The sequence below is a fragment of the Bradyrhizobium sp. McL0616 genome (assembly GCF_049993385.1).
GTDB lineage: Bacteria > Pseudomonadota > Alphaproteobacteria > Rhizobiales > Xanthobacteraceae > Bradyrhizobium.
The window spans coordinates 3,725,658-3,746,796 of sequence record NZ_CP188255.1 but is presented as its reverse complement, the minus strand read 5'-3'; the positions used below and the strand labels follow the sequence as shown (position 1 = coordinate 3,746,796).

The following is a 21,139-nucleotide window of genomic DNA, read 5'->3' as shown; positions in this document are numbered from 1 at the left end:
GGCCGGAAACCTCACGTACCGCAGCCGTGGCTGTCCCGAGCCGAGCCGGGAAAATTTCACGACGTTGCAGCGCGGCAAGCGCGGCGCTTTCCGCCGCCTGCGTTCTGCCGTTTAATGCGCAGGCGACAATCCCGTTCGCGCCAGGTGCCCGCCGATGTGGAACCGCCCGAGATTCGATCTCAAGGTCCGTTTGACGTTGCGCGTGGCCGCGATATCGGCCGCCTGCTTCGCCGCGATCTCCGCCTATTTCCTCATCACGACCGACCGCGCCGCACATGCGCGCATCGACGATATCGCCGCCATCGTGGCCAAGACGCTGGAGCTGCAACAGGGCAAAGTCCTGTGGGCGGCGAGCCCCCGCTCGGACTTTCCGAACCTTGATCCTGTTTCGGCCTATGTGATGACGCCCGGCCTGTGTCTGGCGTTCCGCGGCACGAGCGGCGACATGCTTCAACGGTTCTGTAGCGGCGCGCCGATTCCGTCAGACCCACCGCCGCAAGCCTTCGCGGCCTTCTATCGGAGCCTGTTCGACCCCGGCCGCGAGGCGGCACGGCCCGTGATCGTGCGCGGAGCGAAGTTCGGCGAGGCCGTGGTCTCGCTCGATCCGGCGGTGCAGACGGCCGAGGCCTGGCACGAGGCCGGCCGTTTGATGATCGCGCTTGCGATCGCACTGCCACTGCTGTGCGCGCTGGTCTACGCCGCGCTGGCGCGGGCGCTGCGCCCGACGCGCATGATCCGCACCGGCCTCGAGCGGATCGCTGCCAACGACCTCACGGCGCGGCTGCCGCCGTTCGATCTCGCCGAGCTCTCAGCGGTTCGCGATGTTTTCAACCATCTGGCCGAGAGCCTCGACACTGCGCTTGCCGAGCGCGCCGAGCTAACCCGGAAACTCATCGCGCTCCAGGACGAGGAGCGTCGCCATCTCGCGCGCGAGCTGCACGACGAGTTCGGTCAGTCGCTCGCCGCCATCCGCGCGCTCGCCTCGTCCGCTCGCCAGACCGCCGCGCAGGACTGCCCGTCCCTGCTCGGCGAATGCGACAGCATCGCGCGGACTGCAACCGGAATGATGGAGACGCTACGCGGCACCCTGTTCCGGTTGCGCCCGCCTGACGTCGAGGAGCTCGGCCTCGTCGCGAGCCTCGAAGGCCTCGTCGCCGGCTGGAACGGGCGCAGCCGCGGCGAGACGCGTTTTTCGATCCGTTTCGACGGCGCGTTCGAGACCCTGCCGGCCACGATCAGCGCCAATCTCTACCGCATCGTGCAGGAGGCGCTCACCAACGCCGCCAAGCATGCCGGCGCCACCAGGGTGAACCTGGAATTGACGATGCATATCGACGAGATCGCGCTTGCGATCGACGATGACGGACGCTCGAGCGATCCCGCCGCGAAATCCGGAATGGGCCTGCTCGGCATGCGCGAACGCGTCGCGGCCTTGCGCGGCCGGCTAAGCTTTGAGGCCGGCCCGAACGGCGGCTCCGCGCTGCGCGTCGTCATTCCGCTCGCGACCGCCGATCGGCAGGCGCTGGAGCGCGCGGCATGAGCGCGACCATTTTGCTGGTCGACGACCACTCCGTCGTGCGCGAAGGCTATCGCTCCGTACTCGAGAAGCAGCCGGGCCTTCGCGTCATCGCCGAAGCTGCTGACGGCGCGGAAGCCTACCGTCTGTTCAAATCCGAGGCGCCCGACCTCGTCATCATGGATCTGAGCATGCCCGGCATTGGTGGCATCGAGGCGGTCAGGCGCATCAGGCAATGGGACAAGGGCGCAAAGATCCTCGTCTTCACCATGCACGAGAATGCCGGTTTTGCCGTGCAGGCGATCCGCGCCGGCGCGAGGGGCTATGTCACCAAGACGAGCCCGCCTGAAACGCTGGTGCGCGCCGTGATGGACGTGCTCGCCGGCAAGATCGCCATCAGCCCCGACATCGACCATGAGCTCGCGCTGAGCCGGCTCAGCGGTGAAAGCTCCGCCGCCGACGTCCTCACCGCACGCGAGTTCGAGGTGCTGCGCCTGCTGCTCGCCGAGAGGACGACGGAAGAGATCGCCGAGACGTTGCATGTCAGTCCGAAGACGGTGGCGAACCTGCATTCGCTGATCAAGGACAAGCTCGGCGTCGGCTCGGACATCGAGCTGGTCCGGCTGGCGCTGCGCCAGGGGATCTTGACGCAGGTCGATCTGGGTGAGGCCTAAAGCCTCAGGTCAGATAGCGCGTCAGATAGCCGTCCATCGCATAGAGCGCGCAGAGCGCAAGGCTCGACCAGACCGCGGCGCTGAAATACAGGAACATCCAGGTCAGCTCGCCCTTCCAGTGCGCGACGTCGTGGGTCACAACCCAGCGCGTCGAGACGTCATGCAGCCCTTCGAGGAAACCAAGGAGCCTGCTGCCCTCGGCATGCCCTGCCCGCCAGCGGCTGAGATACATCGGCACGTCGACGGTGACGAGGAAGGCGAGGAAGGCGAGGAAGCAGGCGATGCCGACGATGCCCGCGACAAACGCCCAGCGCACGGGGCCCTGGAATTCCGGTAGCAGGCGGCACAGCGCGATCCCGATGAGGAAAAAGGTCACCGCCCACAGCGAGTTCTCGATTGCGTTGTAGAGATAGTTGGTGGTCACGACCGCGTACCAGGAGAAGCACTCCGCGATGATGATCACGGGCACGATGACGAGCGCTATATTCACCGTGGTCTCGGCACCCGCCGTGCTGCCAAGCTGATGCAGGATGATCGCCCATTGCGCGGCGAAGCACACTTCGGCCACGGTCGCGACCGAGCGGCCGACGAAGACGCTGGAGAGCCAGGTATCGAACAGGCAGATGCGCTGCACGTCGGCGCGCGGCAGGAACGAGCGGAACGCGCAGCCGAACACATAGCCGGCGCACAGCAGCAGCATCACGCCGATGCCGGACGGTCCACTGATGCTGCCGGCGGCCGGCTGATAGAACTCCCGGTACAGCATGAACCAGACCAGGATGTTGACGTTGCTTACAAGCGTCAGCGATCCCCACCACCACGCCAGGGGATTGGACCGCGCCTGCAACATCAACTTCATCTGTCGCTCCGTTGTAGTGGGACTGACATTCAACGGTAGCAATAGTGTCATAATTCGGCAGCACGACGCGACAAAAATCTACGTTATCGCGCTGTCATAATTGAGCCCCGCGCTGTCATATTGTCGAACACGGCCTGAAGCTCCGCATCGACAGGACCAGTCCGGCATCGCGGGCCAGTACCTCCCCGATCTCCTCCGTTGTGGTCAGCATGCGCCGCACGGTCTCGCCTGAGGCGTGCCTCGGGCTGATGCGCACCGTTCAAGACGCTGCCGGAGTTGATCGCCTACGGCAAATCGAAGCCGGGCGGGCTGATCTTCGCCTCGTCCGGCGTCGGCTCGCAGCCGCACTTTGCCGGCGAGCTGCTGTTCCGGAATGCCGGCGTCAAGGGTCTCAACATCCCCATGCGCGGCGATGCCGCTTCCTACACCGAGCTGCTCGCCGGCCGCGCCGACGCCACACTGACGGCATTGCCGACGGCGCTGCTTTACAACAAGAGCGGCAAATTCACCGTGCTCAGCGTCGCCGCGGCCAAACGCAACGCGCTCTACCCGCAGGCGCCGACCCTGCGCGAGCAAGGCCTTCCCAACGTGATCGCCGCCGGCGGGTACGGCTTCATGGCACCAGCAACGACGCCGCGCGCGATCGTCGACAAACTTCAAGCCGAGGTACCGCGCGCGCTCGCCGATCCCGCGGTCAAGGACAAGCTGAACGCGCAAGGCCTCGAAGTGCGCGCCGGCACTGCGGCCGAGTTCGGCCAGTTCATCGACGATGAGACGCAGAAGTGGACCCGCCTGATCGTGAGGCCGGGCTCAAGGGCGAGTGACGGTCACCGTCATTCCGGGGCGATGCGAAGCATCGAACCCGGAATGACAGCTAGAAGCTTACCTCTTCAGGCCAGCCACATAGGCCGTGAGCTTGTCCAGCGTCTGATAGCCGTACTCGACGGCGCCGAAGCCAATCATGTGGTCGCGCTGCTCCGTGGTCGAAGCCAATTGCCGCATCATCAGCACGGTTTTACCGTTGCTCTGCTCAGCAAAGGTGAGGATGAAGCGGAACATGCTGGGATCATCGTCCTGGTCGACGCCGTGGTCCATCTCGATCAGCTTCGGACGCTCGATGCGGCGGAAGCGCATGCGGTTCGGATAGACGGTGCCGTCGGGGCCGATCATGTTGAAGCGCCAGACGCCGCCGACGCGGACGTCGATCTCAAATGTCTCGATCTTGAAACCCTTCGGCCCGAACCATTGCGGCAGGTGCTTCGGGTCGGACCACGCCTCGAACACCAGATCGCGTGGCGCGTCGATCACGCGCGACATCACGATCTCGCGGTCGAGCGACCATTGCGACAGAGCGGGATTGGCAGAATTCGTCATCACTCAGAACCTTTCCGTTTGGTTGTCTTGCTGGTTTTCTTTTCGGCCATTTTGGACGGCCGCTTGGCAACCGCCCTCTCCTTCTTGAGCTTCATCACATAGGCCTCGAAGCGATCGAGCCGCGCCTCCCAGATCGCGCGCTGCTGCTGGAACCAGTCTTCCGCGCCGACAAGCGCGCTCGGACTAAGACGACAAGTGCGCACGCGGCCGGACTTCTCCGACTGCACGAGCCCGCTCAGCTCCAGCACATGGATGTGCTTCATGAAGCTCGGCAGCGCCATCTCGAAGGGATCGGCGAGCTCGCCGACCGAGGCCTCGCCGGCACACAGCCGCATCACGATCGCCCGCCTTGTGGGGTCGGCCAAGGCCGCGAAAATCTGGTCGAGCTGGGACAATTGGTTAGCCATGTAGCTAACTATAAGCCGCCCGCGGGATGGTGTCAACAATTGTTAGCTTATGGGCTAAGTTTTCTCTGTCGCCCGGATGGAGCGAAGCGCAATCCGGCGCTATCGCCTCGCGGAAAATCCTTTCGGGATTTCGCTTCGCTCCATCCGGGCTACGAAACCAGGCGACAGAGGAACTCGCAACGCGCAATCGTGAATTGGGACATCGGCCCCTCCCCGCTAAAAGACTCGCGGGGGCGCACACACGACTCATTGGATCACGTGCCACCTGTTGTCAGCTCATCACACCTTACCCGGCGAACCCTCGCCCGGGCTGCCCTCATTCCCTTCGCGGTCGCGCTTCGGCCCCGCCGCGCATCGGCGGATTCCGACATGATCGCGCAGATGCGCGACATCGTTGCGTCGGAGCTCGCGCCGACCGCAACGCCGGACCATCCGGGTGGCCTCGCCGCCGCGCTCCATGCCGGCCGCCATGTCGAGTTCTTCAACTACGGCTTTGCCGACGACGCCACGCGAAGACCGGTGACCTCGGACACCCTGTTCAACCTCGCCTCCTTGCGAAAACCGTTCGAGGCAGCGCTGGTGGCGCTCGGTACGCTCCGCGGTGAGCTGCGGCTCGACGATCCCCTGGCAAGGTACTTGCCGGAACTCGACGCCGGCAGCATCCGCCGCGTCACCATCGGCGAGCTCGTCACGCACACATCGGGATTGTTGCTGCCGACCGATCATCCGCCATGGCCGAACCAATCCTTCACCCGCGCGCAATTCATCGACTTGCTCAACGCCTGGATGCCGCCGGCAGGCGTCGCGCCCGGCAAGCAGCGCATCTACAGTCATGGCGGCTACGTGCTGCTTCAGCTCGTGCTCGAGCGCTGCTATCGCGCCCCGATCCGCGAGTTGATCGAGAGCCGCATCCTCGAGCCGCTCGGGATGCACGCAACGTTCGTTCCCGAGCGCGGTGCCGACAACCGCGCCGTCATGGACGAGGCTTCGATGCAGCACGTCGTGCAGGGCTATTCCGACCAGGGCACGGCGCTCGGCCCGCCCGGCGACCAGCAGAGCTATTTCGACTTCCCCGGCACCGGCCAGATGTTCTCGTCCGCGCGGGATCTTTCAACATTCGTGGCGGCCTGCATCGACGGCCGGTCGGTCGATCCGCATTTGCGCGAGGCGCTGCGAATGACGCAGCACGAAAGCTTCCGCGTCGAGGAGAAATTCGGCCAGGCCATGGCCTGGGAGACCGTGCATCTCGAAGGCGTCACCGTCGTCGACAAGCCGGGCGGGCTCAACAACGCGTCGAGCTATATCGGCCTCGTGCCGATGCATCGGATCGGCATCGTGCTGCTCGCCAATCGCGGCGAGTATCCGCACGAGATCGCCCGATACAAGATCCTGCCCGCGCTGGCACGTCTATTGGCATTGCACGCAGGCTGAGCCCTAAAACAGAAAACCCCGGCTGAGCCGGGGCTTTCCACGCCAGGATAGGAACGGGATGGTGCTTAATACTTGGCGACGACCGGTCCGCCGAACTTGTAGTTCACGCCGACGCGCACGATGTTCGATTTGAGATCGACCGAGTGGGTATAGACGTTGCTCGGATATGCAATCGCACCGGCAAAGGCGAGCAGATTGGTGCTGGTTGCCGTGCTGCGGCCGAGATCGACGTAGAGATATTCGGCCTTGAGCGACCAGCCGCCCCCGAACGCATATTCGCTGCCAACGCCGGCGGTCCATCCGAGGCGCGTGTCGCGGATCGCGGCCGACTCCGTCGCCCCGGAGAAGGTGTCGGTGAAGTTGAAGTTACCCCTCACCTCGGCAATCGCGGCACCGCCGGTGGCATAGAGCAGCCAGCTCGGCGTGGCGAGGAAGCCGATGCGGCCGCGGATGGTGGCGAGCCAGTCGGCAGAGAGCGAGGAGTTAACGGTGAAGGTGCTTGGCGCGCAGCAGGGATAGAGCGCAGAGCCGCTCGCGCTGCCCTTGAAGCCGAAATAGTTGATGTCGCCTTCGAGGCCGAACACGGCGTGGTTGACCTGCCAGTTGTAGCCGGCGGTAAAGCCGCCGGTCACGCTGGAACTGTTGACGCTCTGAGGGCCGACAGCGTTGATGGCGGGCACGCTGCTGGGGGCGAAGTAGCCGGTCGGCGACCAAACGGTAGAGGTGCTCGGATCGGCGCTACCCCATTGTCCGCCGACATTGCCGCCGACGTAAAAGCCCGTCCAATTGTAGGCCGGCGCCATCACCGGCGCCTTGGTGTATTGCGCCGCGAGGTCGGCCGCGTGCACGGATGCGGTGCCCAACACGATTGAAGCGACCGCCAGCATAAACTTCTTCATTCCAGTCTCCTTGCCCCACGCGAGCAGAGTTCGCGTTTCGAATGCGCGCGGTGCAAGCACCCGGCGCAGATTGGGCATAGGGGGTGGACCGCTCGCAGTCTTGGGCTGCGGCGATGTTCATAGGGACTGTGACGTAGCGTGCGCCTCAGATCGTGCGAATGAATGACAAGTGTGCCCCAGGAGCCACGCATGTCCAGCACGCAGCGGCGCGCGACGCATGCCGGTGTCGCGTCACGACAAGGCCACGCCAACGCGATTCGAATCTGCGTGTCTCAGACCGAGCGCGTCAGCCCGCCGTCGACGCGGATGTTCTGGCCGGTGATGTAGGCCGCGCCGTCGGAGGCCAGGAACGAGACCGTTGCCGCGATCTCCTCGACCTTGCCGTAGCGCTTCATCGGCACGCTGTCGCGGCGCACATCCGTCTGCGGCAGGCTGTCGATCCAGCCCGGCAGCACGTTGTTCATGCGGACATTGTCGGCAGCATAGGTGTCGGTGAAGATTTTTGTGAAGGCGGCCAGGCCTGCGCGGAACACCGCCGAGGTCGGGAACATCGCGCTTGGCTCGAATGCCCAGGCGGTGGAGATGTTGATGATGGCGCCGGCCTTCTGCGCCTGCATCACCGGCGTGACCAGCCGGGTCGGACGGATCACGTTGAGAAGATACGTGTCGAGGCCGGTGTGCCATTGCTCATCGGTAATCTCCGTGATCGCCGCGCGCGGACCGTGACCGGCGCTGTTGACGAGCACGTCGATGCGCCCCCACTTCGAAAGCGCGCCGTCGACAAGGCGCTTCAGATCGTCGTTCGACTTGTTCGAACCGGTGACGCCGAACCCACCGAGCTCGGCCGCCAGCGCCTCGCCCTTGCCGGAGGACGACAGGATCGCGACGCGAAAACCGTCGGCCGCGAGCCGTCGCGCAGCCCCTGCCCCCATGCCGCTGCCGCCTGCGGTGACGAGTGCGACCTTCTCTGCTGTCATGACCGATCATCCCTTGTGATACCGTTGAGGCGAACCGGAGGCTCAACCTATCATGAGGCCTTCTATAGCCAGACGTGCCGACAGGTCCATCCGTCATGAGCAATTTGCAGATCCGCAATCTGCGCCCCGAGGAGATTTCCGTCGCCGTCAACTGGGCCGCGGCCGAAGGATGGAATCCCGGTCTTGCTGACGCTGCCTGCTTCGCAATTCCCGACGCGCAAGGTTTCTTCGTCGCCGAGATCGACGACGAGCCGGTCGCGACCGTCTCCTGCGTCAATTATGACGATCGTTTCGCCTTCCTCGGCTTCTACATCGTGCGCGCGGGCTACCGCGGCGCCGGTCATGGCCTGCGCATCTGGAATGCGGCGATCGCGCATGCCGGCTCCCGCGTGATCGGGCTCGACGGCGTCGTGGCACAGCAGGACAATTACAGGAAATCCGGCTTCCAGCTTGCTTACGCCAACATCCGCTATGGCGGCAGCGTCGCCGCGCCACCTCGGCCGCCCACCGATGTCGTCGCTCTCGACACGATTCCGTTTGCGATGGTGGAAGCCGACGACGCCACCGTCTTCCCTGCCCCGCGCGGCGCGTTCCTGCGCGCGTGGATCAACACGCCCGGCCATGTCGGACGCGCACTCCTGCGGGACGGCAGGCTCGCTGGGTGGGGCGTGATCCGCCCCTGCAGGACGGGCCACAAAATCGGCCCGCTGGTAGCCGACGACCGCGCCGCGGCGGACGCCATCATGCAGGCCTTGCTGGCCAGTGCCGGCAATGGCGAGATTGTCCTCGACATCCCCGCCATGAACCGCGATGGTATCGCGCTTGCGGAATCCCTTGGCCTCAAGCCGACATTCGAAACGGCGCGAATGTACACTGGACCAGTCCCGTCACTGCGGCTCGACCGCGTGTTCGGCGTAACCAGTTTTGAACTAGGCTAGTTCCGACTTTGAATTCGGCCAGCGCCGGCTTGAAATTTGTAATCTGTTTCACGTCCCCGCTGCGGCGCAGCGTGTATTGGTGTTGGGTCCGCCGATTTTTCCGGACGGCTCGATACTCGTTTTTCTGACCGTCGATATTTCATTCAAGAGAGGATTTCATGACCGATGCCAGAAGCAAGGCCCGCCCGTCTCACCACACGACCGGCAACCTGCCCCGTCCCGCGCTCGCGGCTGCGCTCCTGCTTGCCGTCGTAGCGGCCTTCGCGCTGCACACGCTGTTCGTCTCGGGTACCGCGATGCGGGAGGCCGCCGAGGCGCAGCTAGTACGCGTCATTGCGGATGAGGATCGGGACGTCTGCGGGCAGTTCGGCCTGCGCCCGGATACGACCCCATTTGCGGCCTGCAGCCGCGAGCTCGCGACGGTCAGGCGCAAGCAGTCCGACCGCGACCACGCCGCCGCGGCAGGAATTCTCTAATAGAGCGCCGCTCAGTAGCAGCGCATGATGTTGACGGTGTGCTCGCCGCCGCCGCGGCCCGGCACCGTCACGGACTCCGTCGGGCAGCTCGGCACATAGGGCCGGTCTGACGGCACGACGTTCGGCGGGAAGCGGTGCGCCCAGTCCCAGGGAACGTCGTAGGTGTAGGTGTAGCGCACGTCGTTGGAGATCGGCTGCCCTGCACCGGCGAAGGGTTCGCTGTACGTTGCGCCGTCATTGAAGAACCCGCCGCCGCCCGGCCAGTAGACCCAAGGATTGTTGAAGCCATTGTTGCGGCCGCGGAACCGCGCTCCAGGCGCGAGCGTCGGGCGTGCTGCGGCCGGCGGTGCGGCAGCAGCCACCACGCCATGCGGCGCGGCGCCGCCGGGTCTTGCAAAACTGTCGCTGGAAGCAAGGAGCAGCGCGGCTGCGCTGAGCGAGGCGAGCAACGCCCCATAAGGTCTGGACATCATGATACGCACCAACTCGTTTGGCTTCGCGAAACTGCTCCCCATTGCACGCTAGGCCGGCCCGTCGCCCGCCCGCAAACGTATAATTAATTGTTGGTTAAGGCACGGGATTAACAGGGGCAGCAGCCTGCTCCCTGCCCCAAAATAGGTCAGCGCGGCAATATCCTGACCGTAACGCCGTGCGAGCCTCCTCCTACGCCCGGTACTGGTCGTCGGTCACATGCTCGAGCCAATCGACGGCCTTGCCGTCGAGTGACTCCTGCACGGCGATGTGCGTCATCGCGGTGGTGAGGGTCGCGCCGTGCCAGTGCTTCAGGCCCGGCGGAAACCAGACGACGTCGCCCGGCCGGATCTCCTCGATCGGACTGCCCTCGCGCTGTACCCAACCCAGCCCTGCGGTGACGATCAACGTCTGGCCCAGCGGATGCGTGTGCCAGGCCGTGCGCGCGCCGGGTTCGAAGGTGACCTGCGCCGCGCCAACGCGGCCAGGTTGCGGCACCTGCGCAAGCGGGTCGATGCGAACCGACCCCGTGAACCAATCGGCCGGGCCTTTGAGCGACGCTTGCGATCCGTTGCGTTTGATCTCCATGACAATTGTCCTTGCTTGCCGCAGCGATCTCCCGGACGGGGAAACGCCGGCGTTCCGGTGATGTGCCGGTGAACTGCGGTCGGCTGAAGCTAGGCCTCTCTCGGCCAAGTGATTAGATGCCAAAAGCTGAATAGATCTATCGACCAGGCTAATGAATGGACCGATCTGTCGTCACCTCGCAAAGAGCTGATCGCAAGTTGATCGCAACCGCGCGCGATGTACGATCCGGGCACAGCCGGACCGTATGGCGCACTCAACGGCACCAACCATCCGACACCGAGTTCGTCGCAAGGTGACGTCGGCCCTGACGGCAACAACAACGGAACACTGACCGGCAGCTATCGCAACTGGTAAGCCTGGCTCGACCGAAGGCCCCTCGTCCTTACGAACGGTGGGCCTTCGCGCGTCAGCGGCCCTGCTGTTTGCGCAGCCAGTCCAGCATCTCCTGGGCATTCCCCGTGCCCTGCGACACGATCGCGGTATTGCCGCCGCTGCGGCGATAGACCGTGGTGCGGCCCGGCTCCCTGTCGACCTTGACCTCGGCCTGCGCCGGATCGCCGCTTTGCGTGATGACTGCTGTCCCGTTTTCGTCCTGGACCACGGTGGTATGGCCGTCGCCGGCCTCCCCGGCTCCGGCCGGCGCCATCGCAATGACGGTCATGAGGCTCATTCCGGATGCGAGCAGGAGGAACTTCATGTCACACCTCTTCGTCTTTATCATCGTCCAAACTGGAATATGGCCGACCAGTTGAAACGTCCGAACTGCCTGACCGCGCCCGTGTTCATGTCGCCGATCTGAAGCAGGAGCGCATTGGTCGAATTACCGACCTGGGTAATATCGGCGATGTTGCTCACGCCTGACTGGCCGATCAGCGCATTGGTGGTGCTGCCGACCTGGATGACATCGACATAGTTACGCGTCCCGTTCTGGACGATCGTCGCATCGACGGTGCCCGTCCCGATCTCGATCACCCGCGCGATATTGATCCGGCTGTTCTCGATGATCGTGACCGGCTGCGGGTTATTGCCGAACTCCACGACCGTCTCGATGCTCACGTTCCTGTTGGACCAGGAGGGCGCGAACCCACTTATGGATGGCGATGGCCTGGATCCTGCGGATGCCTCCGAAGCAACGCTGATGGCGGCGAGCAACGTCGCCAATGCCAGGAGCTCTCTACCATATCTCATCGCCTTCCCCCATCACAGTTCACGAGGCCGCGCGCAGCTCACGGACTGGTCTGGACCACCATCGACGAGTTGACCTTGCCGAATTGAGCGATCACTCCCGTATTCATGGCGCCGAGCTGCGACAAGAGGCTCGTTGCCGACTGACCGGTTTGACCAACGAAGGTAAAGTTGTTCGTCCCGGCCTGCCCGACCGATGACGACGTTGTGCCACCGAACTGCAGGACTCCCGTGGCATTGTTGCTTCCGTTTTGGGCGACGGTCGCGCTGGTGTTGCTGCCAATCTGGAATATGCCGACCATGTTGAGCGAGCTGTTCTGGTTCACGACGACGGGCGGCCCATTGACCGAGACAATCGTCTTGATGTCAGCGCCCTGCGCCCGCGCGGGGCCGTTCGCGGTGAAGCAGGAGACGAGAACCACCGTCGCAACGACCAGAAAATGCCTGTTCATCATATGCCTCCACAAAATTTGCCGGTTCACCACACGATCTCAGGTCAAGGAGCCTGCTGCAAAATCGTGGAGCCGTTCAGAATGCCGAGCTGGAATACCCCGGCGGCGTTGTTCAAACCAATCTGGCCAATCAGGCTCGTGTTGGCGCCTCCGACTTGGCCAGCCGTAGCGGTATTGGTCGCGGTGGCCGTCGTGCCGCCCTGTCCAATCGTCACTGAATTGACCGAAGAGAATGAACCGAGTTGCGCGCTCGATGCCTGGTTGAAGGACCCGAATTGCAGCGTCGTCGCGGTGTTGTTCACCGGGCCGGTCTGCACTGTGGACGAGAGATTTGTCGCACCAAACTGCAACACGCTAACCGAGTTGGCGGCCTGGGCGTCGACCGCGGTCAGCGCGCTCAGCATGACTGCCGTCGTGATGAGAAATTTCATGCGCATGTCATTTCCTCCGCGAGATGTCGGCCGTCGATCCGCCGCCCCGTTCAGGCAACCTGATCGCGGTCATTTCGGGTATGGCCCGTCGAGTACCGCCCGGACGCGCCGCTCGTTGGACGCGCCCGGGTCGATACGGGGCTGGCTTAGTGCTGCACAACCGTGCTGGAGTTCACGCCGAAGATGATCGAGAGCTGTCCAACGGCTGCGCTGTTGCTCGGCGGGTTACCGATCGACTGCTGCGTGATCCCGCTCGTGTTGTTGAAGAGGCCGACTTGGCCAGTGGTGGCTGAGTTGACGGCACCGACCTGGGTTACTGTGCTGCCGTTGTTGAGTGACGGGGTGGTCGTGCCCTGCATGGTGCTCGCACCGTTGAAGATGCCGAGCTGGGTGGTGGTCGAGGAGTCGTTCACGGTGCCCTGCTGATTCACGGAGGAGCCGTTCGCGAAGCCAAGTTGCAGCACGGTCGAGGTGTTGGCAGCCTGAGCCGCGGAGGACAGAGCGAGCACGGCAACGGAAGTAAGAAACAATTTGCGCATGGGAAATCCCTTTCTAGCCGAGTTGTCTGACTGGGTTCGGATGCCGTCTTGGAGGAGCCCGACATCGTGGGACAACTCTGAACCGATCGTGCTTCGTGCGACAGACTGCAGTTCATGCTAAGCGGTACGGACTAGACGTTGTGCGGCATCTCGCCGCCGACACTGCTAGATCAACGAATGTCCGCGCCAGTCCGCACCGTCTCGGTTTCGAAACCCATGCTGTCGATCAATCTCACGACTTCGATCGGTGAACGCAGCTCCAGCTTTCGCATCATCCTGGCGCGATGGACCTTCGCGGTCACCTCGCTGACCCCAAGTCTCGCCGCGATCTGCTTGGCGACGAGCCCCTCCGCCATCAGCAACATGATCTCCCGTTCGCGGGCGGTCAACGTTTCGACGCGCTGACGTGCCTCGCGCACTGTGTCTTCGCGCTGCATCCGCCTGCGATCGCGGTCGATGCCGTGCCTGATCGCATCGAGGATCTCCTGTTCGCGGAAGGGCTTTGGCAGAAACTCGACCGCGCCCCGCTTCATGGCTTCGACGGAGATACGAACGTCCGAATGTCCGCTGATGAAAACGATCGGTATCGGTACGCCCGATTCAGCGAGCCTGCGTTGAAGCTCGAGCCCGGTCGGCGACGTGCCGGGAAAGCGGACATCGAGCACGAGGCAAGACGGTCCATCGGAGAGACTCTCCGTGAGGAACTCGTCCGTCGAGGCAAACAGCCTCACCGATGTCCGGTCTCCTCGCAGAGGCGGCCAATCGCGTTTCGAATCTGAATTTCATCATCAACGACATAAACTGTGGCTTGATTTGAATTCATTGCAACGGACTCCCGGACTTGACGCTCGATGATCCAGCAGCGAGCCATCCATTGTTTTTGCAAGCGAGAACAAGGTGCTTGAAAGCATCGGCGAGAACCGGTCGAGTCGCATCAACCAACCGATGCAAGGTCTTACGGCCAACACGCGCGCAAGACGAGTGAAGGCGTTCACATATCGGGCTTCGTGATCTCTGAGAGTTGAGGCCGCCATCTGCGGCGTCACGGCGAGATGCGGTGATCAGGCGTCGCGGCCGAGATATCGCCAGCTGCGTCATGGTGTCGCCACTCATGCACTGACTCCAACGCCGACGGGTAGCCGCTTGAGCGAAACCAGACGGAGCGTTCAGCCAGCTTATCGGAGTTCGATACCGCGCGCATCTTTTCGATACGCCCGGTATGTGTTCCGCGCAAGTCACGAAAGATACAACCCCGCAGACCTTACTTCTGGATCATGGAGCGAACCCGTCCGTCGCACTATCAACGGCGACATACTATCTATCGAACCAACGACACTACCCTGGGTGAAATACAACCATAGCGCGATATTCGACATCTCCGCCAACATAGTCATTTCAAGAAGGCGGGTTTTGATATGCGATTTGTACCAGTCATTGTCCTGTTTGGAACTGCGTGCGGCCTCGCCGCAACCTACGGCGCAGCACCGGACGTCGTCGCGGGCGCTGCCGGGAGCGCCGCGGACGACGCAAGCCGTGCCTATGAGTCGACGAAGCAGTTCCTCAAGCCCGGCGGCGAAACCCCGACCTTCGGGCCGGACGCACCAATGTTCCGCTACGCCGCAATCCAGCGCGGCAGCATCGAGCAGACCGTCACGGTCACGGGCGCCCTGCAACCCGTCAAGACGATCGAGGTCGGCTCGCAACTGTCCGGGCAGCTCGCCCGCGTCTATGTCGACTTCAACGACACCGTCAGCAAGGACCAGCCGCTTGCCCTGATCGATCCGCGCACCTTCGTGGCCAAGGTCGACGAGGCGAAGGCGGCATTAGCCGTCTCCGACTCCCTGGTCGACATCGAGCGGGCCAAGCTCGATCGCGCCAGGATCGATCTGCAAAACGCCAAAGGCAGCCGGGACGTGCTCGCCGCCAAGCTCGACAGCGCCCAAGCGGTCAAGACTTCTGCGCAGAAGACCCTGCAACGCAAGCTGGCGCTCCAGTCGCAGAATGTCGTGGCCACGTCGACGGTCGACGACGCGCAGACGGAATTCACCGCGCGCGTGGCCCAGGAGCGCGAGGCCGAAGTCCTCATGTCTCTGAATGCGTACGCCGTCGACGGCGCGCAGGCTGACGTCCGCCGAATCGACGCCGAGCTGGAGCAGGCCAGGATGGCGGTGCCAGAGAAGGCCGCCGTCCTTGCTGCAGCCCAGGCCGATCTCGACCGCACCGTGATCCGCTCGCCGATTGACGGCGTCGTGGTCGGCAGGTTCGTCAACGAAGGCCAGACGCTGGCGGTTGGCCTGGAGTCCCGCACCACCTTCGTGGTCGCTCATCGCCTGGAGGACATGGAAATCCACGCGCAGGTCGACGAAGCCGATATCGGGCGCATCGCAGCCGGCCAGCAGGCTCACTTCACGGTGGATGCCTATCCCGACCGCCGCTTCGAGGCCGCGGTGCGGCAGGTGCGCAAGGCGCCGCAGAACCAGCAGCACGTGGTCACCTATACCGTCGTGCTGTCGACCTCCAATCTCGACGGCGCGCTGCTGCCTGGAATGACGGCCCTGGTCAAGATCGTGATCGAGCAGCAGGACAACGTGCTGAAAGTACCGCTGGCCGCGCTGCGCTTCCAGCCCTCGGGCGCGCCGGCAGATGCGGCTCCCGGACGCAGCGGCGTCTGGGTCCGCACCGTCAGTGGCGCACTCCAGCGCATCCCCGTGACCGTCGGCGCGGCGGGCACCGAACAGGTCGCGCTCAAGAGCGGAGAGCTCGTCGAGGGCAGCCAGGTTGCGGTCGGACAGGCGATCCGGCCGGCCGGCATGGAATTTCTCGGCATCAGGTTCGGATCATGACAGGCGCCCTGCCCCTCATCAGTCTCCAGTCCGTCGGCAGGACCTACCGGACCGACGGGATCGCGGTCGCGGCGGTGCGCAATGTCAGCTTCGACATCGCGCAGGGCGAGATCCTTGCAGTCATGGGACCGTCGGGTTCCGGCAAGTCCACGCTGATGAACATGATCGGGTTGCTCGACCTCCCCAGTGAAGGCGCGATCTATCTCGAGGGCGCGAATGTCGCCGATCTGTCGGAAGACCGCAGGTCGACCTTGCGGGCCCGCAGCATCGGTTTCGTGTTCCAGTCCTACAATTTGCTCGCACGCCACAACGCGATCGAGAACGTCGCCTTGCCGCTGGTCTATTGCGGAGTGGGCCACAAGGAGCGCCTTGCGCGCGCCGAACAGAGCCTGGAGGCCGTCGGCATGCTGCATCGGGCGCATCATTTTCCACGACAGCTCTCGGGCGGCGAGCAGCAGCGCGTCGCGATCGCGCGTGCATTGATCGCCTCGCCGCTGATCGTCCTTGCGGACGAGCCGACCGGTGCGCTCGATAGCCGCACCGGCGCAGAGATCCTGGCGCTGTTCGCGGCACTCAACCGGAACGGCCAGACCATCGTGATGATTACACACGATCCCGGCATAGCGACCCAGTGCCGGCGCACCATCCGCCTGCATGACGGCGAACTCGTCAGCGACGAGACGATAGCACCGTTGCTACCGAAACGGAGCGTCGCGTCATGACCATGCTTCAGGGCTTCCAGATCGCTCTACACGCCTTGCGCCTCAATCCGCTGCGCAGCTTCCTGACCATGCTCGGCATCGTGATCGGCGTCGCTTCGATCGTGACGGTTTTTGCGATCGGCGCCGGCGCGCAGTTGCGGCTCCAGGAGCAGATCCGCTCGATCGGCGCCAATGTGCTCATGATTACGCCCGGCGCGGTCTACCAGGGCGGCGTGCGCCTCAAGGAAGGCAGCAAGCTGACCATGACCGAAAGCGATGTGCAGGCCATCCTCGAACAGATCTCGGAGATCCAGGCTGCGGCCGGCTCGATCGCCGGGACCGCGCAAATCATCCACGAGAGCAAGAACTGGAACACGACGATCAACGGCACGACGACCGGCCACTTCATGGTGCGCGACTGGCAGCTCACGTCTGGACGCTACTTTTCCAGCACGGAGGAAGCCGCCGCGGGAAAGGTCGTGATCCTCGGAAGCACGGTTGCGCGCGAGTTGTTCGCGCCGGGCGATGATCCCATTGGCGCGCAGATCAGGATCATGAAGGTCCCGCTCGAAGTGGTCGGCGTGCTCGATCGCAAGGGACCCGCACAGGACGATGTCGCCTTCGTCCCCCTCACCACGGCCAAGCTGCGCTTCCTCGGCAGCGCCAGCAACATCAACCGGGATTCGGTCGCCTATATCATCGCCAAGGTGGCCGCCGACGGTCAGATGACTGGGGCGCGATCGGAAATCGAAAGCCTGATGCGGCAGCGGCATCGCATCGCTGTCGGCCAGGAAGACGACTTCAAGGTCCAGGATCCGGCCGCCGCCATGGAAGCGCAGCAGGGGGCGATCCGCACCGTCGCGCTTCTGCTCGTCGCCATCGCCTCGGTCTCGCTGCTTGTAGGCGGCATCAGCATCATGAACGTCATGATCGTCTCGGTCACCGAGCGCACCCGCGAAATCGGTATCCGCCGCGCGCTCGGCGGGCGGATGCGGGACATTCGTCTCCAATTTCTCTGCGAAGCGCTCGTGCTCTGCCTGCTCGGCGGCGCCATCGGCGTCCTCGGCGGTGTCACGCTATCGATGACGGTCGCGCGCATGGCCGGGTGGATCACGTCGATCGACAGCGAAGCAATTGCCCTGGCCCTCGCCTTTTCAATCGCGACCGGCCTCATCTTTGGCTTCTATCCTGCACACAAGGCGTCCAAGCTCAGTCCAATCGAGGCGCTCAAGACGGAGTGAGAACATGCTGGGGTGGCCACAACATCAAACCAAAGGCCAGGGAGGAGCAAGTCATGGGCCCGGATCCGAACGATTCGATCACACCGACGCCGCGTGAGCGCGAGCTGATGATGCTCATCGCGCGCGGATTGCAGAACAAGAACATCGCCTACGAGCTCAAGATCTCGGAGAACACGGTGCGGGCGCATATCGGCAACATCATGCGCAAATACCGCCTCCATAACCGGACCCAGATCGCGATCATCTTCGCGCTCCATGCGGCACCGCAATCGCTCCGCCGCGATCTGGCCAACGCGAGAGTCTACCCGGCGACGGCCAAGCCTGCGCAGGCGCTTGCACAAAATCCACCGGTGCTAACCGCGCCGGACTAACGACAAGACCTTGACGACATGGCCTTCGCCACATTCCGTAGCGTTGCCCGTCGGGCAAAACACGCCAATCTGCGGTCAAGACATAGACACTCAAATATTTCTCTTTATTCGAATTCTGAATTTTGTTAAGGACGACTAACTCCGGCCCAAGGAAGAGGGGCGCATCGCGATCGTCACGAACGCGGGCCGGGCGGCGGTGGACGTGGGCCACATCGGTGCGAAGGTGATCGCAGGGCGGAGAGCCGTGAGCGATGGCGTCGCACGCACGACCGGTGGTGCTCGCGTACGGCCAAATCGTGTCGTCCTGGCGCCCGGAGTCTGTGCGCCAAGTCTTGTGGTGATGTGTGTTGCCCGACCGGGCGCACGCATCAGCCATCCGCAAGGCGACGGGGGCAATAGCGCATCGCTCCCCGGGGAGAGCACGACATACGCCGTTCCAACCATCCGCGCAGGGAAGGCCGGGATGTCTCCGGTTGCCCTGTTTCCCGCTGTGCATTGTAGCGCAATCTGCATCTGGCATAGCGGTCCATGGGAGCCAGCCGGCTCCCGGGTCTTCCCTGCGCCCACTTTCACGGGGGTAAGGCAACGAAGCAAAGCTCGGGCGAAACAAGCCGCGAGGATGCGAGGGTGTGTCTGCGACACTCCGTCATTGCGAGCGCAGCGAAGCAATCCAGGCTGCCACCGCGGAAAGACTCTGGATTGCTTCGCTGCGCTCGCAATGATGGCGTTGAGGCAACGGGACGCCAAAACTGCGGTCTCGTGCGCACGGTCAATGGCGCTTGTAACAAAACTGTCATACAGCGAAACTAAACGAAGGCGGCGGCCACGGTCGGCCGCCAAGCCGCCTCACCGCAGGCAGGGAGAGATTTGATGCGCCGCTCACTGGTGTTGCTGTCCGCCGGACTGACAGTTTTGTCCACCGGACTTTCCACCGGACTTGCCTCCGCCCAGAACAACACCCCCCGCAACCTGATCCTGTTCATCCCTGACGGGCTGCGCGCGCTGAAGGTCACGCCCGAAACGGCCCCGGCCATGGCCGAGGTCCGCGACAAGGGCGTCAATTTCAAGAACTCGCACTCGCTGTTTCCGACCTTCACCATGGCCAATGGCTCGGCGATGTCGACCGGCCATTATCTCGGCGACACCGGCGTGTTCTCCAACACGATCTGGACCAACTACACCTCCGGCCCCGCCGGCGACACCGTGGTCCCCTTCATCGAGAACGACGCCGTGCTCGGCGACATCGACGAGCATTTCAAGGGCGACTATCTCAACGAAGAGACCGTCCTGAAGCTGGCCCGCGACAAGGGCCTGAGCACGGCGGCGATCGGCAAGGTCGGCCCGACCTACCAATGGGACCATACCGATCATCCGGAGAAGCCGGGCAAGCACTCGATCGTGATCGACGACTCGACCGGCGGCAAAGCTGGCGTCGCGCTGTCCGACGAAATGAAGGACGCACTGACCAAGGCCGGCCTGCCCCTCACCACGCCCAGCCGCGGCGACAACGGCAAGGCGGGCGACGCCAAGACGCCCGGCACCACGGTCGCCAACATTGCGCAGCAGGCCTATTTCGCCGACGTCGCCGCCAAGGTCGTGCTGCCGATGTTCAAGGCGCGCAACAAGCCGTTCGTGCTGGTGTTCTGGTCGCGCGACCCGGACGGCACCCAGCATAACCAGGGCGACAGCCTCAACCAGATCATGCCGGGCATCAACGGCCCGAGCACGATGGCGAGCATCAAGAACGTCGACAACAACCTCGCCCAGATCCGCAAGGCGCTGGACGAGCTCGGGCTTGCCGCCAACACCAACATCATGATCCAGGCCGACCACGGCTTCTCGACCATCTCCAAGGAGAGCAAGACCAGCCCCTCGGCCAAGGTCAGCTACGACGATACGCCGGAGGATTTCCTGCCGATGGGCTTCCTGGCGCTCGACTTGGCCAAGGCACTCGACCTGCCGCTGTTCGACCCCAACGACAAGAACGCCGCCGTCAGCGGCAACGCGCATCCGAAGGCCGGTAACGGCGTGCTCGGCAAGGATCCGACCAAGCCCGATCTCGTCATCGCCACCAATGGCGGCTCTGACCTGGTCTACCTGCCGAACAAGGACAAGAAGCTGGCGGCCAAGACCGTCAAGGCGCTGCTCGAACAGGACTACGTCTCCGGCCTGTTCGTTGATGACTCGCTCGGCCGTTTTCCCGGCACCCTGCCGCTGTCCAGCATCAATCTGCGCGGCAAGGCAGCGACCCCGACACCGGCGATCGTCGTCAACTTCCGCTCCTATGCCAGCGATTGCGGCGAGGCGCCGACCAATTGCTCGGTGCAGGTCGCCGACACCGTGCTGCGCCAGGGCCAGGGCATGCATGGCAGCTTCAGCCGGGGCGACACCTTCAACTTCATGGCTGCGATCGGTCCGGACTTCAAAGCCGGCTTCGTCAATGAGCTGCCGGTCAGCAATGCCGACGTCGGCATGACCGCCGCCCAGATCCTCGGCCTGCGCGGCTCGCAGAACGGCGGTCTGGTCGGCCGCGTGATGTCGGAGGCGCTGCCCAACGGCATCGTGCCGAAGGCGTACAAGGCCGTTGAGAAGTCGAAGACCTCCGAGAACGGCCTTCAGACCGTCCTCAACGTCCAGCGCGTCGGCAGCCAGCGCTATTTCGACACCGCCGGCTTCCCGGGCCGCACGCTGGGCCTAGAGCCGGACGCCGGCAAACAAAAAACGGCGGGGAAATAACCCCGCCGCTTTCTCTCGCGCCCCGCAAGG

The 21,139-nt window shown here is 63.9% G+C and carries 23 protein-coding genes and 2 pseudogenes; 12 read left to right on the top strand and 13 right to left on the bottom strand.

The features are described from left to right. Nucleotides 1-154 precede the first annotated feature (154 nt). Entirely contained in the window at nucleotides 155-1,540 is a 1,386-nt protein-coding gene (locus tag ACPPVR_RS18070; protein ID WP_426615515.1) for a histidine kinase, read from the top strand. Continuing rightward, the gene (locus ACPPVR_RS18065) at nucleotides 1,537-2,190 is read left to right on the top strand and encodes a response regulator (RefSeq protein WP_426615514.1); all 654 of its coding nucleotides are present in this window, start codon (nucleotides 1,537-1,539) and stop codon (nucleotides 2,188-2,190) included. The genes ACPPVR_RS18070 and ACPPVR_RS18065 overlap by 4 nt, the downstream gene beginning before the upstream one ends. A 4-nt stretch (nucleotides 2,191-2,194) precedes the next feature. Here the strand turns inward: ACPPVR_RS18065 and ACPPVR_RS18060 are convergent, their stop codons facing one another. Next, on the bottom strand, nucleotides 2,195-3,049 hold the full coding sequence (locus tag ACPPVR_RS18060; RefSeq protein ID WP_426615513.1) for a hypothetical protein: 855 nt from the start codon (nucleotides 3,047-3,049) through the stop codon (nucleotides 2,195-2,197). A 276-nt stretch (nucleotides 3,050-3,325) separates the two neighbouring features. Between ACPPVR_RS18060 and ACPPVR_RS18055 the strand changes: the two are divergent. Beyond that, nucleotides 3,326-3,790, top strand: a pseudogene (locus ACPPVR_RS18055) (Bug family tripartite tricarboxylate transporter substrate binding protein); the annotation flags it as partial. A 141-nt stretch (nucleotides 3,791-3,931) separates the two neighbouring features. Here the strand turns inward: ACPPVR_RS18055 and ACPPVR_RS18050 are convergent. After that, nucleotides 3,932-4,423, bottom strand: coding sequence for an SRPBCC family protein (locus ACPPVR_RS18050; protein ID WP_426615512.1), 492 nt, complete (start codon nucleotides 4,421-4,423; stop codon nucleotides 3,932-3,934). After that, nucleotides 4,423-4,830, bottom strand: a complete 408-nt coding sequence (locus tag ACPPVR_RS18045; protein ID WP_426615511.1) for an ArsR/SmtB family transcription factor — start codon at nucleotides 4,828-4,830, stop codon at nucleotides 4,423-4,425. The genes ACPPVR_RS18050 and ACPPVR_RS18045 overlap by 1 nt, the downstream gene beginning before the upstream one ends. Nucleotides 4,831-5,199: 369 nt before the next feature. On the opposite strand from ACPPVR_RS18045, the gene ACPPVR_RS18040 reads away from it, so the two are divergent. Then, a complete protein-coding gene (locus ACPPVR_RS18040; protein WP_426615510.1) occupies nucleotides 5,200-6,261 on the top strand; it encodes a serine hydrolase in 1,062 nt (353 codons plus the stop codon). A gap of 65 nt (nucleotides 6,262-6,326) precedes the next feature. Here the strand turns inward: ACPPVR_RS18040 and ACPPVR_RS18035 are convergent, their stop codons facing one another. After that, on the bottom strand, nucleotides 6,327-7,160 hold the full coding sequence (locus ACPPVR_RS18035) for an outer membrane protein (RefSeq protein WP_426615509.1): 834 nt from the start codon (nucleotides 7,158-7,160) through the stop codon (nucleotides 6,327-6,329). Nucleotides 7,161-7,432: 272 nt separating this feature from the next. Next, nucleotides 7,433-8,137: an SDR family oxidoreductase gene (locus tag ACPPVR_RS18030; RefSeq protein ID WP_426615508.1), complete on the bottom strand. Its 705-nt coding sequence runs from the start codon at nucleotides 8,135-8,137 to the stop codon at nucleotides 7,433-7,435. A 95-nt stretch (nucleotides 8,138-8,232) separates the two neighbouring features. Between ACPPVR_RS18030 and ACPPVR_RS18025 the strand changes: the two genes are divergently transcribed. Further along, on the top strand, nucleotides 8,233-9,075 hold the full coding sequence (locus ACPPVR_RS18025; protein ID WP_426615507.1) for a GNAT family N-acetyltransferase: 843 nt from the start codon (nucleotides 8,233-8,235) through the stop codon (nucleotides 9,073-9,075). Between the two features lie 158 nt (nucleotides 9,076-9,233). Next, nucleotides 9,234-9,551, top strand: a complete 318-nt coding sequence (locus ACPPVR_RS18020) for a hypothetical protein (protein ID WP_426615506.1) — start codon at nucleotides 9,234-9,236, stop codon at nucleotides 9,549-9,551. Between the two features lie 11 nt (nucleotides 9,552-9,562). Here the strand turns inward: ACPPVR_RS18020 and ACPPVR_RS18015 are convergent, their stop codons facing one another. Then, nucleotides 9,563-10,024, bottom strand: a complete 462-nt coding sequence (locus ACPPVR_RS18015; RefSeq protein WP_426615505.1) for a hypothetical protein — start codon at nucleotides 10,022-10,024, stop codon at nucleotides 9,563-9,565. Between the two features lie 190 nt (nucleotides 10,025-10,214). Beyond that, nucleotides 10,215-10,610, bottom strand: a complete 396-nt coding sequence (locus ACPPVR_RS18010; protein WP_426615504.1) for a (R)-mandelonitrile lyase — start codon at nucleotides 10,608-10,610, stop codon at nucleotides 10,215-10,217. A 216-nt stretch (nucleotides 10,611-10,826) separates the two neighbouring features. Between ACPPVR_RS18010 and ACPPVR_RS18005 the strand changes: the two genes are divergently transcribed. Continuing rightward, nucleotides 10,827-10,964 (top strand): hypothetical protein, encoded by a 138-nt coding sequence (locus ACPPVR_RS18005; RefSeq protein ID WP_426615503.1) that lies wholly within the window; start codon nucleotides 10,827-10,829, stop codon nucleotides 10,962-10,964. Nucleotides 10,965-11,016: 52 nt separating this feature from the next. Here the strand turns inward: ACPPVR_RS18005 and ACPPVR_RS18000 are convergent, their stop codons facing one another. From ACPPVR_RS18000 to ACPPVR_RS17975, 6 genes and pseudogenes are all read right to left on the bottom strand, one after another. Then, nucleotides 11,017-11,307, bottom strand: coding sequence for a hypothetical protein (locus ACPPVR_RS18000; RefSeq protein ID WP_426615502.1), 291 nt, complete (start codon nucleotides 11,305-11,307; stop codon nucleotides 11,017-11,019). 20 nt (nucleotides 11,308-11,327) lie between these two features. Next, nucleotides 11,328-11,666 (bottom strand): curlin, encoded by a 339-nt coding sequence (locus tag ACPPVR_RS17995; protein WP_426615501.1) that lies wholly within the window; start codon nucleotides 11,664-11,666, stop codon nucleotides 11,328-11,330. Nucleotides 11,667-11,836: 170 nt separating this feature from the next. Next, a complete protein-coding gene (locus ACPPVR_RS17990) occupies nucleotides 11,837-12,247 on the bottom strand; it encodes a curlin (RefSeq protein ID WP_426615500.1) in 411 nt (136 codons plus the stop codon). Nucleotides 12,248-12,291: 44 nt separating this feature from the next. Further along, nucleotides 12,292-12,651 (bottom strand): curlin, encoded by a 360-nt coding sequence (locus tag ACPPVR_RS17985; RefSeq protein WP_426615499.1) that lies wholly within the window; start codon nucleotides 12,649-12,651, stop codon nucleotides 12,292-12,294. A 173-nt stretch (nucleotides 12,652-12,824) separates the two neighbouring features. Further along, nucleotides 12,825-13,217, bottom strand: coding sequence for a curlin subunit CsgB (locus tag ACPPVR_RS17980; protein WP_426615498.1), 393 nt, complete (start codon nucleotides 13,215-13,217; stop codon nucleotides 12,825-12,827). Nucleotides 13,218-13,387: 170 nt separating this feature from the next. Next, a pseudogene (locus tag ACPPVR_RS17975) lies at nucleotides 13,388-14,040 on the bottom strand (response regulator transcription factor). Nucleotides 14,041-14,632: 592 nt separating this feature from the next. Here ACPPVR_RS17975 and ACPPVR_RS17970 point away from each other — a divergent pair. The 5 genes from ACPPVR_RS17970 to ACPPVR_RS17950 all read left to right on the top strand — a co-directional run bounded on the left by ACPPVR_RS17970 (nucleotide 14,633) and on the right by ACPPVR_RS17950 (nucleotide 21,109). Beyond that, nucleotides 14,633-16,060: an efflux RND transporter periplasmic adaptor subunit gene (locus ACPPVR_RS17970; protein ID WP_426615497.1), complete on the top strand. Its 1,428-nt coding sequence runs from the start codon at nucleotides 14,633-14,635 to the stop codon at nucleotides 16,058-16,060. Further along, nucleotides 16,057-16,782: an ABC transporter ATP-binding protein gene (locus ACPPVR_RS17965; RefSeq protein WP_426615496.1), complete on the top strand. Its 726-nt coding sequence runs from the start codon at nucleotides 16,057-16,059 to the stop codon at nucleotides 16,780-16,782. The genes ACPPVR_RS17970 and ACPPVR_RS17965 overlap by 4 nt, the downstream gene beginning before the upstream one ends. After that, on the top strand, nucleotides 16,779-18,002 hold the full coding sequence (locus ACPPVR_RS17960) for an ABC transporter permease (protein WP_426615495.1): 1,224 nt from the start codon (nucleotides 16,779-16,781) through the stop codon (nucleotides 18,000-18,002). Before ACPPVR_RS17965 ends, ACPPVR_RS17960 begins: the two co-directional genes overlap by 4 nt. Before the next feature lie 53 nt (nucleotides 18,003-18,055). Then, nucleotides 18,056-18,373: a response regulator transcription factor gene (locus ACPPVR_RS17955; RefSeq protein WP_426615494.1), complete on the top strand. Its 318-nt coding sequence runs from the start codon at nucleotides 18,056-18,058 to the stop codon at nucleotides 18,371-18,373. Between the two features lie 870 nt (nucleotides 18,374-19,243). Next, entirely contained in the window at nucleotides 19,244-21,109 is a 1,866-nt protein-coding gene (locus tag ACPPVR_RS17950; protein WP_426615493.1) for an alkaline phosphatase family protein, read from the top strand. The last annotated feature ends 30 nt before the right edge of the window (nucleotides 21,110-21,139 follow it).